This is a genomic window from Massilia varians, assembly GCF_027923905.1.
In the GTDB taxonomy this organism is placed as follows: Bacteria; Pseudomonadota; Gammaproteobacteria; order Burkholderiales; family Burkholderiaceae_D; genus Telluria; species Telluria varians_B.
In genome coordinates this window covers 3,323,971-3,338,617 of record NZ_AP026966.1, presented here as the reverse complement: position 1 = coordinate 3,338,617, position 14,647 = coordinate 3,323,971, and the positions used below count along the sequence as shown (strand labels likewise).

Sequence of the window (14,647 nt, the reverse complement as noted above, 5' to 3'; positions counted from 1 at the left end):
CCGGATGCGGGAAACGGGTCGACGCCCGGCTTGCACCTTTGCAGTCGCAGCACGCTCAAGGCGCCTTCCGCCGCAACATGATCCGCGTCAGCTCCGCAGGCACGCCAAGCCGAAGCGCGAACCCCGGCCACAGCGCCGTGCCATTGTTCAGGTAGAGCGTCATGCCGTCGACCTCGTAGCGGCCCGAGACGAAGCCATTGTTCGCCCGCGCCACGACCTGGTCGAGCCCGATGATCATGCCGCCGTGCGTGTGGCCGGACAATTGCAGCGCGACGCCACGGCTGGCTGACACGCGGGCATTCCTGGGCTGGTGGTCGAGCAGCACGACCGGCGCGCCGCTTGGTGCGCCGCGCAGCGCCGCATCGAGGTCGGGCGCGGGAGCGCCGGTGCGCGGAGCGGTCACGTCGTTCACGCCGGCGAGCACGAGTTGGCCGCTACCTCGCTTGATGATGGTATGGCGGTTGTCCAGAGGCTTCATGTTGAGGCCGGCAAAATACGCCATCCATGCGCTGTGGCCAAAGAAGTACTCGTGGTTACCGGGAATGACCCAGACGCCGTCCCGGGCGCGCAAGTCACGCAGCGCGGCCACGTCGGCTTCGCGCTCTGAGACATTGCCATCGATGAGGTCACCGGTGATGACGATCAGGTCCGCCCCGCGCGCATTGGCATCGTCGACGAGCTTGCGTGTCCATGCGGCGTCGAACAGGCGACTGATATGCAGGTCGGTGAGGTGCAGCACCCGGTAGCCCTCGAATTCGCGCGGCAGGTCCTTGACCACGATCTCGACATCCTTCAGCGGCGGCGGCTTGATCGCCTGCATGACGCCGACAGCGGCCAGCAGCATGGCTGCGATGCCAGTCGCAGCGCGCAGGCGCGCAGGGATCGGCACGCGGCGTCGCCGGACCAGGGCGGCCACCAGGGCGCCCACATCGAGCAATAGCTGGAACACAGCCAGCAACAAGATGGCGCCAAACGCCCAATTGAACAGGATAATCAGGGACTTCGGGAATTCCGGCGAAAATACGCTGCCGGAAGAAAAGCGCGACCACAGGTGATATTGCGAGGCCAGCGCCAACACCACCGCGCCAGCCAGCTTCGTGCGCCCGGCCAAGGGCAAGGGCAATAGCCAGCGTATCAGCACGAGCACGCAGGGCAAACTGAACATCAGATGAAACATCAGGTGCGCTCCATTCGCTGACGCTTGCGGCTGGAGTCGGCCGGATTGCCGTGCGGGGGCGTGGCGGCGCCCCCGGATAATAAGAGGTAAATACCCATTCTGCCGTGTGTCCGAGCTGTCGAACACGCGAGCATAACGTAGATTGCGTGAAGGCATGGGCACCGGTGTGATTCGGCGCCGTTCGAAGGAAGAAAGTCAGCCGGGCGCGCGGGCCCGGCCGTTGCAACGCTCAGGCGGCGGGGTGGGGCGAACCGGCCGGCGGCACACCTTCCTCCTCTACCACCCCAGCAGGCTGGCTGCCGTCGTCATGGTGGAAGGGCGCGAACCAGGTCGCCAGGAAGGACGGGATGGTCGCCACCATCACGAAAGTGAAGTAGCCGATGTAGCCCATCATTTCCTGCAGATGGCCGCTCACCACGCCGGTCACCATGCCGCACAGCCCCATCAGGCCGGTGCCGAAGGCATAGTGGGTGGTGGTGTACTTGCCCGGCGCCAGCTGCTGCATCAGGTAGATCATGAAGCCCACGGCGCCGAAGCCGAAGAAGAACTTCTCGATGACGACGCCCGCCGTGATGGCCAGCAGGCTGTCCGGCAGGTAGATGCTCATCAGGAGGAAGGTCACGTTCGGGATGTTCACCGCGCAGCACAGCACGAACAGGGTCGACTTCAGGCCGCGCCGCGCCACGTACCAGCCGCCGAGCAGGGAGCCGAGCAGCACCGCGGCCAGGCCGTAGGTGCCATAAATCAGGCCCAGCATCTCGTTCGACAGTCCCAGCCCGCCTTGCGAGGCCGGGTCGACCATGAAGAAGGGGCCGATCTTCTCGAGGAAGCCGATGCTGAGCCGGAACAGGAAGGCGAAGGCGATCATCTTCCAGATGTCGCGCTTCTGGAACAGGGTGACGAAGGCGTCCAACAGGATGCGGCCGGCGTCGCGGACGCTCGAAGGCGTATCGGCGGCACGCGCGCCTTCCGGCATCACGCGCGCATGCCACAGCGCCATCAAGAGGATGATGCCGGCGACCAGGAAGAAGATGATGCGCCAGGCGTCGACCCAGTCGGGGCCGAACACCTTGGGGTCATGGCCGAACACATGGCTGTGCAGGTAGCCGCTCAGGAACACCATGCCGCCGGCGGCGACGATCGGGCCGATATTCCAGGACAGGCTCTGGATGCCGCAATACAGCGACTGGGCGCGCGAGTCGAGCGAGGTGACGTAGACGCCGTCGCTGGCGATGTCCTGGGTGGCGCCGATGCAGGACAACGCAAAGAACAGGGCCATCAGGATGCCCATGTAGCCGGGCAGCCCCAAAGCCAGCCCGACGCCGGCGAAACCGAAGCCGATTGCCGCCTGCGCGCACAGCACGAAGAATTTCTTGGTGCGGTACATCTCCACGAAGGGCGCGAACAGCGGCTTGATGGTGTAGGCCAGGATCAGGAGGCTGGAATACTGCGCGGCCCGGCCGTTGTCCATGCCCAGGTTCTTGAACATGATGGCGGTGACGCTGGTCAGCATCACGTAGCCGAGCGCCATCGTGAAGTAGCCGGACGGCACCCACAGCAGCGGGTGGCGGCTGCGTTCAGGCGTGCCCATGCTGCACCTCCATCGTCGGCTGCGGCTGTTGCGGCGCGGCGCGGCGCGCGTCCAGGTGTTCGGCCAGCATGGCGGCGGCGCCGCCCAGGGCCGGGTAGGGCGCGTGGATCACGAAGCAGGGAATGCGCGTGGCGAAGCTGGAAAAGCGCCCCTTGTTCTCGAAGCGCCGGCGGAAGGACGAGCGCGCGAACCACTCGCCCAGGCGCGGCACCACGCCGCCGCCGATATAGATGCCGCCGCGCGCGCACAGGGTCACGGCGAGGTTGGCCGCCACGGTGCCCAGCATGCCGCAGAAGGTGTCGAGGGTCTCGGCGCACCGCGGGTCCTCACCAATCAGTGCCCGTTCGACGATGACGGCCGGCTCCAGCGGCGCGGGGGCAAGACCGGCGCGCGCGCACAGCGCTGCGTGGATCAGCGCCAGCCCGGGGCCGGAGACCAGGCGTTCGGCCGAGACGTGCTCCCAGCGCTGCCAGCAATAGGCCAGGATGTCCTGTTCGCGCCGGTCGGCAGGCGAAAAGGCCACGTGCCCGCCTTCGCTTTGCAGGGCGGTCCAGCGCCCATGCGCCGGCAGCAGCCCCGCCATGCCCAGGCTCGTGCCGGCGCCGACCAGGCCGATCACGCCGTCCAGCGCCGGCGCGCCGCCGCCCACCTGCACCAGTTCGGAAGCGGCCAGCAGCGGCACCGCCGTCGCCAGCGCGGCGAAGTCGTTCACCGCCAGCAGGGTGCTGAGGCCCAGTTCGGCGCGCGCCGCCTGCAGCGAAAATTCCCAGCAGTGGTTGGTCATCTTGACGACATCGCCGTCGACCGGATTGGCGATGGCGATCACCGCATGGCGTACGCCGGCGCCGCCGTGGCGCGCCAAATAGGCACGCGCGGCGTCCTGGAAGCGCGGGTAGTCGGCGCAGGGCAGGGTCTCGGTCTGTTCGATACACCCCGGGCCGCGCTCCAGGGCGAAGCGCGCGTTGGTGCCGCCGATATCGGCCACCAGGCGCGGTCCGTCCCGGTATTGTTCGTCGTTCATTGTCTCCTCCGTGTTTCTTTTTATGTGACGGACAAGCGTGTCATGCCGCGCGCCGCTGCCCGCGCTGGGCCGCGACGAAGTCGCGGTACCAGTGCGCGCTGGCCTTCGGTGTGCGCTGCAGGGTAGCGTAATCGACGTGGTAGATGCCGAAGCGCTTGGCGTAGCCCGAGTTCCATTCGAAGTTGTCCATCAGGCTCCACATGAAGTAGCCGCGCACGTCCACGCCCGCGTCCATGGCCGCCTTCAGGGCCGCCAGGTGCAGCTCGACGAAGCGGATCCGGGCGCTATCGTTCACCTGTCCCCCTTCGACGCGGTCGGCCGAGGCCATGCCGTTCTCGGTGATGTAGATGGGCGGCAGAGTATATTCGTCCTTGAGCTTGAGGAGAAGCTCGGTCAGGCCCTGCGGGTAGATCTCCCAGCCCATGTCGGTCGTGCCCAGCGCCGCGGGCGCGCTGCGCGGCGGCGTGTCGGCGCTGGCGTAGTGGCGGAAGTAGTAGTTCACGCCCAGGAAGTCGAGCGCTCCCTGGATGATGTCGAGGTCGCCCTCCGCGACCTGGGGCGCGTTGGCGCCGTGGGCGCGCAGCGCCAGTTCCGGGTAATGGCCTTTGAAAATCGGGTCCATGAACCACTGCACCGAGCGCGCCCACTCCAGTTCGGCCAGCGCGCGGTCCGCGTCGCTGTTGGTGGCCGGGTCCGAGGTCCACTGGTTCAGCACGATGCCGAGCTTGGCGCGCGGGTTCACGGCGCGCATCGCCCGCATTGCCAGGCCGTGCGAGAGCAGCAGATGGTGCGACACCTGGATCGCCTGCCTGGCGTCGGCGACGCCGGGAGCGAACTGCGCGTTGCCGTAGCCGAGGTTGGCGGTGCACCAGGGTTCGTTGTGGGTCGCGATGCTGGCCAGGCGGTCGCCGAAGCGGCGCGCCACTTCCTCCGCATAGCCGGCGAAGCGGTAGGCGGTGTCGCGCGCCAGCCAGCCGCCTTCATCCTGCAGGCCCTGCGGCAGGTCCCAGTGGTACAGGGTCAGGTGCGGCGCGATGCCTTTTTCCTGCAGCGCGTCGAGCAGGCGCGCATAGAAGTCGAAGCCTTTCTCGTTCCAGGCGCCCTTGCCGGCCGGCTGCACGCGCGCCCAGGCCATCGAAAACCGGTAGGCATCCACGCCCAGGCCCGCCATGAGGCCGACGTCTTCGCGGTAGCGGTGGTAGTGGTCGCAGGCGACGTCGCCGTTGCTGCCGTCCTTGATGTTGGCGCTGTTGCGCGAGAAGCTGTCCCAGATCGAGGGGCCCTTGCCATCGAGCTCGGCGGCCCCTTCGATCTGGAATGCGCTGGTGGCGACGCCCCAGGTGAAGCCCGGGGGGAAGTGGGTGGAATCGGTCATGGCGGATTGGGGTCGAGGTTGGCGGTGCGGCCGGTGGCGCACTGGCGCAGCCACCCGGAAGCTATCTATGAAATCGATTTCATCATATGCGCGTGCCGGAGCGGGTGTCAACGACATTTTGGCGGGCGGTGACGGCTTGGCTGCTGCTATACTGGCAATTTTCCACCCCCGGCCGCGGCCCCGAGCTGCCGTTCTGGCCCCATCCCTGCATGAGAAAAGCATCCGAACGGCCGACGGCCACCGTCCATGAAGTCGCCCGCGTGGCCGGGGTGTCGGCGGCCACCGTGTCGCGCCTGCTCAACGGCACCGCCAAGGTGTCGGACGACAAGCGCCAGGCCATCGAGCAGGCCATCGAGCGCCTCAACTACAAGCCGAACGTGCTGGCCCAGAACCTCAAGACCGGCAGCTCGCGCACCGTCGGCATCCTGACCCAGTCGCTGGCCTCGGGCTACTTTGCCGACGCCATGGCCGGCGTCGACGATGCGCTGCAGGGCACCGGCTATGCGCCGCTGATCGTGTCCGGCCACTGGCATGCGGACGAGGAGGCGGAGCGGATCGAACTTCTGATCGCGCGCCGGGTGGACGGCCTGGTGATCCTGAGCGGGAACCTGGAAGACGCGCAGATCCTGGCGCTGTCGGAGCAGGTGCCGATCGTCGTCTTCGGGCGCGACCTGCAGGGACCGCGCACCTATGGCTTTTCACTGGACAACTACCGCGGCGCCTGCGACGCGGTCGAGCACCTGGTGGCGCATGGCCACCGCGACATCGCCTTCATCGCCGGCCCCTCCGACCACCGGGATGCGCTGGCGCGCCTGGCCGGCTACCGCGACACCCTGGCCAAACACGGGATCAAGGCGCAGCGCAAGCTGGTGCTGCAGGGCGACTTTTCCGAGTCCGGCGGCTTGCGGGCGGTCGAGCGCCTGCTCGCCTCGAACCAGCGCTTCACCGCCATCTTCGCGGCCAACGACCTGACCGCCTATGGCGCCCGCCTGGCCCTGTTCCGGCGCGGCATCACGGTGCCGGACGAGGTCTCCGTGGTCGGCTTCGACGACCTGCACAGCTCGATGTACACGACGCCGCCCCTGACCACGGTGCGCCAGCCGCTGTTCGACGTCGGCCAGCGCCTGGGGCGGGCAATCCTGCGCATGATCCGCCAGCAGCCGCTCGAGCTCGAAGTGCCGGAGCCCAGCCTGGTGGTACGCGAGTCGGTGCGGGCGATCTAAGGATTCGCCTTGAAGTGTTTTTGGCTGCTACTAGCGGCACGCTTGTGCGTTGGCTGCTGCCGGGAGTCCTAGCACTACAGCGTGCGCGATCCTTGTATCGCGTCCGGCTGCATGGAAAGCTCACGTTGAATTGTGATTAGCAGCGAGTGTATCTTGCATAGCCAATTCGGTTCGTGAGTGAGGTAGCCTGAAATTTTCGCACACTCCCGTCTGAAATACTGATCAAAGGCAGTCAACATAAGCAAATCAGAAAAACGCACGTACGCGAAGAGTTCCGCGCCGAGGCGGTCATTTTCCCATTGGATGATTGTGAAACTGCAAGATATTATGCGAGCAGCGTAATTACGACGTAGCGATTAGCTGTCAAGTCCCGCCTGTTCATAGACCCGTTTAACGAATAATTCTGGCCGTTTCTGCTGCCATTCCTTGAGCGCCAGGATGGGCGTTTTGGCGTCGAGTGCACGCTGCGGGATGTGGTGGTTGTACAGCTTCAAATAGTTCAGCAAGGTCGTTTCCAGGTCGGCTCTGCTGTCGAAGCGGGTTTGCTGCAGCAGTTCGTTGATGCGTCCGTTGAAGCGTTCGACCATGCCGTTCGTTTGCGGATGCCGCGGCGGCGCCAGGCGGTGCTCGGCAGGCAGTGCGGCGCAAGCCACGTCGAAGGCGTGCTGCCCGCTTGGCTTCTTGTCCTTGGTAGCGAAACGGTCGGTAAATTGCGAGCCGTTATCGGTCAGGATCTTGCTGATCTTGATCGGCGAGGCCAGCTTCAAGCGGCGCAGGAAATCGACGCTGCTCTTGTCAGTCATGTCGCCGTAGATGTGCATGAAGACCCAGCGCGTGGCGCGGTCGATGGCGACGAACAGGTAACGGCGCGAGGTCTCGTCCGGCATCTGGGGCAAATACTTGATGTCGATATGAATGAAGCCTGGCTCGTAGTCCTTGAAGGTCTTCTTCGGAGAGATCGTTTCGCCTTCGGCCTTCGGGATCACGTCTTCAAGGCGCGACATGCCCTCGCGCTTGAGCAGGCGTGCGATGCCCGACCGGGAGACGTCGGCATTGATGTATTGCCGCGTGATGAACAGCAGATCGTCGAGCGGCAGGAAGAGCGACTGGCGTAGCGCGAGCACAATGTTCTCCTGCGCTGCGCTCAGGGTCGTGTGCAGGGTATGGGCACGGTGCGAGCGGTCCTGCACGTCGTCGCGCTTGAGCCATTTGCGGGCGGTAGCGCGGCTGATGTTGAAGACCTTGGCGGCCTGCCGGTCCGACAGGCCCGAATCCTTGATCTCTTGCCGGATTTTCGGTGTGGTACGGGCCTGCGGGTGAATACGTGAACTCATGCTGCCAATTGCTCCTGGTGCGATTGAATGCCGGGACTGCTGAACCCAGCAATCAACTCGCCCAGCATAGCCTTTGCACGGAACAAAGGCCAGCTACGGCGAGGGAGATGATCGCACGAAACTAAACACTTACTGTCGAGTTATCTCAACCATTCAAAGACAGTGGGGTGCCTTATGCGTAGTCCCTCTCGTGCGTTCGTTTTCGTTTCTCTTCAGTTCGTTTCATTGATCGCCTCCGGTCAGAACATCACTTCCTTTGAAGAGCAGAGGAAGCAAATCCTCTCGCCAAGCGCCGTTGCTGCCGTTGGAACAGACCTTTTCGGAGACTCAATTAATTTCTACAACGGCGCCCTAGACTTCACGCAGACAGATGTCAGCCTTCCGGGGAATAACACTCTGCCAGTATCTATTGGACGCCGCATCAAGACTGGCCAACGGGGCGAGACAAGCCGGCCATTTGGCCAATGGGAACTCGACGTCCCTCACGTGTACGGTATTTTCGCGCGTTCCGACGGATGGAAAGACGGCTTCAAAGGTATGACTCGCTGTTCGAAATTTGGTGCACCGCCCACGGCGACATCCAATAATGGTAGCGCTTACTGGGATTACGACGAATTCTGGAAAGGCAGTTATCTCTACGTGCCAGGCAAGGGCGAGCAGCGACTACTGCTCCGCGATCCCTCCAACCCCCATGTCCCGGCGCCTGCTGCAAACTATCCGATCGTCACTTCCAACTTGTGGGCAGTGTCCTGCCTGACGACGCTGAAAAACCCTTCAACCACGACGGTCCCGGTGACCGGAGGCGAAGGTTTCCTGGCTATCGCACCGGATGGAACGAAGTACTACTTCGACTGGTATGTCCGTTACCCCGTGCAAACGTTGGCCAAGCCCTCCCCTGAGCCGCAAGGTGCGCTCACCGTGGCAGCCCAGGTGCTAGAGCAACAGCAGAAAGGAACGGCGCCACCGCCAGAAAAGGAAAGCGGAGGAACGCCTTTTCTTCCCGAGAATCCTTCGCCCGACAACGCTGCGACCACGTTTACCTTGCAACGGGATGAAATCTGGATCCTTGCTACTAGGGTTGAAGACCGCTACGGCAACTGGGTTACATACACATATAACCCAGATCCGGCTAAGTCCCGCAATCTCACACGGATCGATTCCAGCGACGGGCGGTCGCTTGTCCTCACTTACGTACCGAATACTTTGGGCTTGGCGGACGTGGTCAAGACCGTCAGCGATGGGATGCGTACCTGGACCTATGACTACGCCGAATTCCCGGTGCAAGGTTCAGCATCGACGATTTTCGATCTACGCAAGGTGACGCAGCCCGACAACTCGTCCTGGACTTTCCCAGACAGCTTCCACAACTTGCTCAAGCCAGTTACGTTCCAGAACAACGGTGGCTGCTATGACGTGCCGATGTTCACCGCAATCGATTACACCGGCATTATCGTGCATCCATCCGGTGCAACCGGAACGTTTACGCTCCGTCCAACCTTGCACGGGCGGTCAAAGGTGCAGACGGGGTGCTTTAGTACCGACTCCCCTCCCGTAGTCCCCCGTTACTTCGTCACCCAGTCTGTTATCAATAAGACGATTTCCGGACCAGGGCTGAGCTCACTATCCTGGACAATCGATTATGGCGAGTCCAACGCCAGCTGGGATACTTGCATCAGTTGTCCCGAAACGAAAACCGTCCGCGTGACTGCTCCGGAAGGTTTCGTTACCCGCTACACGTTCGGGAATCACAAGGATGTGAATGAAGGACGTCTGGAGCTGACGGAAGCAGGCTGGGACGAAAGATCGGCCTTGCGGACGACGTCCAACCGTTACCGAGCCTATGGCGCAGGTCCCTATCCGAATTACTTCGGCGTGGGCGATCCAAGTAATTCGGGTGACTCGGCAATGGATAGCCGCCCGGCGCCGCTGGACAAGCGGATTATCACCCAACAGGGAACGACCTTTACTTGGGAAGCGACCGCATTCGACACCTATGTCAAACCAACGCAGATCCAACGTTCGAGTAGCCTCGGTTTTGCGCGCACCGAAAACACGAGCTACGAAAACAACCTGTCCAAATGGGTCCTGGGTCAGGTCAAGGAAGTCAAAGAGGCCAGCACGGGCCGGTCGATGGTGCTAAATCAGTACAACGCCACCACCGCCAACCTCGAAACTGTCAGTACATTCGGCAAGCTGCAACAGACGTACACGTACAACACCGATGGCACGGTCGCGACGGTCAAGGACGGGAAAAACCAGCTAACAACGTTCTCGAGCTACAAGCGCGGCATCGCCCAGCGAATCGACTATGCCGATAGCAAGTTCGAATCCGCTGTCGTCAACAATATCGGCAAGATCACTTCGCTGACCAACGAGGCAAGCTTCACCACTACCTTTGGCTACGATGCCATGGGCCGCCTGGCGTCGATCAATCATCCCACGGGCGACACTGTTAATTGGGCGCCGACAACGGTCTCGACCTGGCAGTCGACCGGCGCGCAGTTCGACCTCGCCGCTGGTCATTGGCGCCAGCAGATCTCTACCGGCACGGCGCGCACGGTTACCTATTTCGACGCGCTGCTGCGTCCCGTTTACGTCGAGCGCTGGGACGACAGCGACGTCACCGCGACCCTGAGCACGACCAAGATGCTGTATGACTCCGCCGGGCGTCTGAACTTCGAGTCCTATCCGCGACGGACCTACGGCCAGATCGGCCCAGGGGTCTACTATGCGTACGACGCCCTTGGGCGCCAGACTGCGAAAGCTGCGAAAAGCGAAGTCGGGGAGCCGGACGGTTACGCCTGGACCAGGACCACCTACGACCTCGGGTTTACGACCACGGTAACTAGTCCGCGTGGCTACGCTACCGTGTATGGATATCAGGCTTTCGACGAACCATCGCAAGCGTCGATCACGAACATTCTCGGGCCCGAGCGCGCAGATGTCTCGATCACGCGCGATGTCTTCGGCAAGCCACTCTCGATCAGGCGTAGCGACAACACGAAGAGCGTCACCCGCCGCTACGTCTACGACAGCGCCCAGCGCCTGTGCAAGACCATCGAGCCGGAGAACGGCGCGACCGTGCAGGACTACGACGGCGCCGACAATGTCTCTTGGCGCGCCAGCGGCCTCGCCTTGCCGTCGACGACATCGTGCGACACGGCCAGCGTGCCTGCAGCGAGCAAGATCACTTATCAATACGACGCGCGTAACCGGTCGACCGGCTTGACCTACGGCGACAACAGCCCGGCGGTTTCGGTCACTCTCACGCCTGACGGCCTGCTGAACACGGTCAGCTCGGATGGCGCGGTCTGGACCAATACCTACAACAAGCGGCGCCTGCTCGAGAGAGAAAGCCTGGTCTATGGCGGCGTGACCTACAACATCAGCCGCAACTACGACTCCAACGGCTCGCTCGCGCAGTTGACCTATCCCGATAACACGCCGGTCGCCTACAACCCTAACGCCCTGGGCGAACCGCGCCAGGTCGGCCCCTATGCCAACGCGATCCTGCACCACCCCAACGGCGGCATCGCCAGCTTCAACTACGGCAGCACCACCGGCATCAAGCACAGCACCACCCAGAACGAGCGCGGCCTGCCTCTGCGGTCGACCGACCTGGGCGGGGTGCGCGACGACCAATATGGCTACGACGCCAGCGGCAACGTCACTTCGATTCTTGACCTGCTGCCGTCGAACGTGAGCAACCGCTCAATGAGCTACGATGGCCTGGAGCGTCTGAAAACAGCCACCGCGCCGAACATGTGGGGTACTGCCACCTATGGCTACGATGTGCTGGACAACCTGACCAGCACCACGATCACCGGCGGCATCAGCGCGCGCAATACGCTCCACAACATCAACGCGACGACTAATCGCCTGGACAGCATCACGAATGGTCCGCCGGGCTTCAACGTCACCTACGGCTACGACGTGCGCGGCAACGTCACGCAGCGCAACAGCCAGGTGTTCGAGTACGACCTGGCCAACCGGATGAAACGGGCAGTCGGCAGAGCTACTGAATCGCCCCGGGTTTTGTAGAGGCTCCGTTCTTTGAGAAAATGGAGCTATGAAGAAGCAACCGAAATATTCTCCCGAAGTCATCGAGCGCGCTGTGCGCATGGTCAGCGAAGCAGCCAGCGAGTACGAATCGCAGTGGGCAGCGATCACGTCGATCGCGGCCAAGATCGGCTGCACTCCTGAGACGCTGCGCCGCTGGGTGCGCCAGCAAGAGCGTGATACCGGCCAGCGTCCTGGTCCGACTACTGCCGAAGAAGAGCGCATTAAAGCCCTGGAGCGAGAGGTGCGCGAGCTGCGCAAGACAAACGAGATTCTGCGTCTGGCGAGTGCGTTTTTCGCCCAGGCGGAGCTCGACCGCCGCTTCAAGCCGTGAGGGCATTCATCGACCAGTACCGCCACGTCTACGGTGTCGAGCCGATCTGCCGTGTGATGCAGGTCGCGCCGTCTGGCTACTGGCGTTACGCCGCGCAGCAGCGCAACCCGGCCTTGCGTTGTGCAAGAATCCAGCGTGACGATGTGCTGAGCGTCGACATTGAGCGCGTTTGGCAGGCAAACATGCAGGTCTATGGCGCCGACAAGGTCTGGCGCCAGTTGCGACGCGAGGGAACGGACGTGGCCCGCTGCACGGTGGAGCGCTTGATGCGCAAGGCCGGGCTGCGTGGCGTCATGCGTGGCAAGGTCGTACGTACGACGGTTCCCGATATGAAGGCACCGTGTCCGCTCGACCGGGTCAACCGCCAGTTTAAGGCCGAGCGGCCGAACCAGCTGTGGGTCAGCGATTTCACGTACGTGTCGACCTGGCAGGGTTTTGTCTACGTTGCCTTCGTCATCGACGTCTTCGCCCGGCGCATCGTTGGCTGGCGGGTGAGCAGTTCGATGCGGACCGACTTCGTACTCGATGCGCTGGAACAGGCGCTGTATGCGCGGCAGCCGGAGCGAAACGAGCTGGTCCATCACAGCGATAGAGGGTCGCAATACGTGTCAATAAAGTACAGCGAACGTCTGGCAGAAGCTGGCATTGAGCCATCTGTGGGCAGCAAAGGGGACAGTTACGATAACGCGCTGGCCGAGACCATCAACGGACTCTACAAGGCTGAGCTGATCCACCGCCGCGCCCCCTGGAAAACGCGTGAAGCCGTCGAACTGGCCACGCTGGAATGGGTATCCTGGTTCAACCACCACCGCTTACTGGAACCACTCGGCTATATACCGCCGGCAGAAGCTGAGGCAAACTATTACAAGCAGTTGAGTAGTCAAGCTATCCCGGCCTGACTCACACAAACCGGCCTCCACGAAAGCCGGGGCGATTCACTACCTACACCTACGACGGTTTCAAGAGAAGGGTGAGCGTCGTCGGCACCGACGGGGTGACGCGAGTGCAGGTGTACGCCCAGGACGGCAAGCTGCTGTACGTTGCACCCAGCGGCGGCACGCCGACCAAGTATGTCTACATGCGCAACCACGTGCTGGCCGAGGTGAGTGGCAGCACGGTGACCTACAGCCATACCGATGCGCTGGGCAGTCCGGTGGCGCAGACCAATGCGGCGGGGGTGATACTGAATCGGACGCGCTACGAGCCGTACGGGTACATCGTGGCAGGCTCGCCGAGGACTATCGGGTTCACGGGGCATGTGAACGACAACGATACAGGACTCGTGTACATGCAGCAGCGGTATTATGATGCGTTTGCTGGACGATTCTTGAGCATAGATCCGGTGACCGGATGCGAATACCGGCGGCGGCTTCAATCGCTACGCTTACGCGGCCAACAACCCCTACAAATACATTGATCCGGACGGTCGCCAGGAGCGCGCTGCCGAGGGGTTCGGGGACCAGTTCCGCAACGACGTAGCGGCAGGTAACGCATCTGTGTACGAGCCCTTCCGAGGGCCAGCTATCGCGGTGGGGATTGGTATGCTGATTGGTCCTCCCGTAGCAGCTGCAATCATGGCTCCTGCAGAAGCCACTGTTGTGGCTGGCGCAGCCGGGAAGTCTGCCGTTCAGGCACTAAAGCTGGAAAATCTCTGGCGAGCGAGGCACAAACTGCACGGCTGGCTGCTGGAAAAGGCGAGGTAATTGCAGGCGCTGGAACGAAAACACCTTACCGAGACGCTGGACGTCTTTCTGAGCAGCATGGTGGCAAAGCCGGCGATTGGCAGAAAGTGTCTGGAGGCAATCACGTTGCGAAGGACGGTACAAAAATCGAAACTCATGCGGCTCAGAATAGGGAAACCAAACAGGTCGTCGAATTCAAAACGAAGTTGAAGGATGAGAGGCAGCCATGAAGGTCAGGTGCGTTGGGACACGGTTAAGCGATGACCAAGAGAAGCAACTGGGCTATACGTCTAGCCCAAAAATTGAATACCAGATTGTGCCCGGGAAGGAATATCTTGTACTGGGTTTAAGTTTTTTGCTCCCAACCGAGCCACATGGTGGTGGGGCGCAATATCAAATACTTAACGATTTTGGCGGATGCCGGATCATTCCGGCATGCCTGTTCGAAGTCGTGGATGATCGATGCTCGCGGTATTGGCATGTAAGGCAAGACTCAGACGGTGCTGTTTTATTGTGGCCTGAGGAATTTTTTACCGATTTTTTCCATGACGATCTCAGCGAAGGGTTTGCCGGTGCAGTGGAAATGTTCAAGCGGGTCGTCGATAGATTAAGGCATGAATTTGACCGATGAATCAGAAGGAAGGTTTTGGGGTCTCTCTGATCGATAAGCTTTTCCCAGGCTTAACGCGAATGGCCCAAGCGTTGAAGTGACTTACCCACGGCAATGCCCACTGCAACGTCAACGGCGACGCCCACTACAACGTACACGGCAACGTACACGATCAAAGGTGGCTTCATCGAGGACAGGATGAGAAATGTATCCACGCGCGGGCGCGTGCCCATGAAATGGA

At 62.2% G+C, this 14,647-nt stretch carries 10 protein-coding genes and 1 other annotated feature; of the genes, 5 read left to right on the top strand and 5 right to left on the bottom strand.

Going from position 1 to position 14,647, the window contains the following annotated elements; translation table 11 throughout:
* Positions 1–55 precede the first annotated feature (55 nt).
* The 4 genes from MasN3_RS14985 to MasN3_RS14970 form a co-directional block, all read right to left on the bottom strand.
* Positions 56–1,177, bottom strand: a complete 1,122-nt coding sequence (locus MasN3_RS14985) for a metallophosphoesterase (RefSeq protein WP_281908171.1) — start codon at positions 1,175–1,177, stop codon at positions 56–58.
* Between the two features lie 229 nt (positions 1,178–1,406).
* Positions 1,407–2,768 carry an MFS transporter gene (locus MasN3_RS14980; RefSeq protein ID WP_281908169.1) on the bottom strand — a complete coding sequence of 454 codons (1,362 nt, stop codon included), beginning with the start codon at positions 2,766–2,768 and terminating at the stop codon, positions 1,407–1,409.
* Positions 2,755–3,789: a glucokinase gene (locus MasN3_RS14975; protein ID WP_281908167.1), complete on the bottom strand. Its 1,035-nt coding sequence runs from the start codon at positions 3,787–3,789 to the stop codon at positions 2,755–2,757. The genes MasN3_RS14980 and MasN3_RS14975 overlap by 14 nt, the downstream gene beginning before the upstream one ends.
* 40 nt (positions 3,790–3,829) lie before the next feature.
* Complete coding sequence (locus tag MasN3_RS14970; RefSeq protein WP_281908166.1) at positions 3,830–5,164, bottom strand: GH1 family beta-glucosidase; 1,335 nt, start codon at positions 5,162–5,164, stop codon at positions 3,830–3,832.
* A gap of 209 nt (positions 5,165–5,373) precedes the next feature.
* Here MasN3_RS14970 and MasN3_RS14965 point away from each other — a divergent pair, with 209 nt between their 5' ends.
* Positions 5,374–6,387 (top strand): LacI family DNA-binding transcriptional regulator, encoded by a 1,014-nt coding sequence (locus tag MasN3_RS14965; RefSeq protein WP_281908165.1) that lies wholly within the window; start codon positions 5,374–5,376, stop codon positions 6,385–6,387.
* A gap of 356 nt (positions 6,388–6,743) precedes the next feature.
* Here the strand turns inward: MasN3_RS14965 and MasN3_RS14960 are convergent, their stop codons facing one another.
* Positions 6,744–7,721: an IS481 family transposase gene (locus MasN3_RS14960; RefSeq protein ID WP_281908164.1), complete on the bottom strand. Its 978-nt coding sequence runs from the start codon at positions 7,719–7,721 to the stop codon at positions 6,744–6,746.
* 174 nt (positions 7,722–7,895) lie between these two features.
* Here MasN3_RS14960 and MasN3_RS14955 point away from each other — a divergent pair, with 174 nt between their 5' ends.
* The 4 genes from MasN3_RS14955 (at position 7,896) to MasN3_RS14940 (ending at position 14,427) form a co-directional block, all read left to right on the top strand.
* The gene (locus MasN3_RS14955) at positions 7,896–11,762 is read left to right on the top strand and encodes an RHS repeat domain-containing protein (RefSeq protein ID WP_281908163.1); all 3,867 of its coding nucleotides are present in this window, start codon (positions 7,896–7,898) and stop codon (positions 11,760–11,762) included.
* A gap of 28 nt (positions 11,763–11,790) precedes the next feature.
* A protein-coding gene (locus MasN3_RS14950; RefSeq protein ID WP_281908162.1) for an IS3 family transposase occupies positions 11,791–13,013 on the top strand; the annotation gives its coding sequence in 2 pieces (ribosomal slippage) (positions 11,791–12,079 and positions 12,079–13,013; 1,224 coding nt in all).
* Positions 12,069–12,185: a sequence feature (AL1L pseudoknot), on the top strand. Its footprint overlaps the gene before it by 117 nt.
* A gap of 71 nt (positions 13,014–13,084) precedes the next feature.
* Positions 13,085–13,531 carry an RHS repeat-associated core domain-containing protein gene (locus tag MasN3_RS14945; RefSeq protein WP_281908161.1) on the top strand — a complete coding sequence of 149 codons (447 nt, stop codon included), beginning with the start codon at positions 13,085–13,087 and terminating at the stop codon, positions 13,529–13,531.
* Positions 13,532–14,022: 491 nt separating this feature from the next.
* Positions 14,023–14,427 carry a hypothetical protein gene (locus tag MasN3_RS14940; protein WP_281908159.1) on the top strand — a complete coding sequence of 135 codons (405 nt, stop codon included), beginning with the start codon at positions 14,023–14,025 and terminating at the stop codon, positions 14,425–14,427.
* The last annotated feature ends 220 nt before the right edge of the window (positions 14,428–14,647 follow it).

Excerpts from the sequence above, each read along its gene's own strand:
- MasN3_RS14965 (WP_281908165.1), top strand. The coding sequence starts at position 5,374 with ATGAGAAAAGCATCCGAACGGCCGACGGCCACCGTCCATGAAGTCGCC.
- MasN3_RS14940 (WP_281908159.1), top strand. The coding sequence starts at position 14,023 with ATGAAGGTCAGGTGCGTTGGGACACGGTTAAGCGATGACCAAGAGAAG.
- MasN3_RS14960 (WP_281908164.1), bottom strand. The coding sequence starts at position 7,721 with ATGAGTTCACGTATTCACCCGCAGGCCCGTACCACACCGAAAATCCGG.
- MasN3_RS14985 (WP_281908171.1), bottom strand. The coding sequence starts at position 1,177 with ATGTTTCATCTGATGTTCAGTTTGCCCTGCGTGCTCGTGCTGATACGC.
- MasN3_RS14975 (WP_281908167.1), bottom strand. The coding sequence starts at position 3,789 with ATGAACGACGAACAATACCGGGACGGACCGCGCCTGGTGGCCGATATC.
- MasN3_RS14980 (WP_281908169.1), bottom strand. The coding sequence starts at position 2,768 with ATGGGCACGCCTGAACGCAGCCGCCACCCGCTGCTGTGGGTGCCGTCC.
- MasN3_RS14955 (WP_281908163.1), top strand. The coding sequence starts at position 7,896 with ATGCGTAGTCCCTCTCGTGCGTTCGTTTTCGTTTCTCTTCAGTTCGTT.
- MasN3_RS14970 (WP_281908166.1), bottom strand. The coding sequence starts at position 5,164 with ATGACCGATTCCACCCACTTCCCCCCGGGCTTCACCTGGGGCGTCGCC.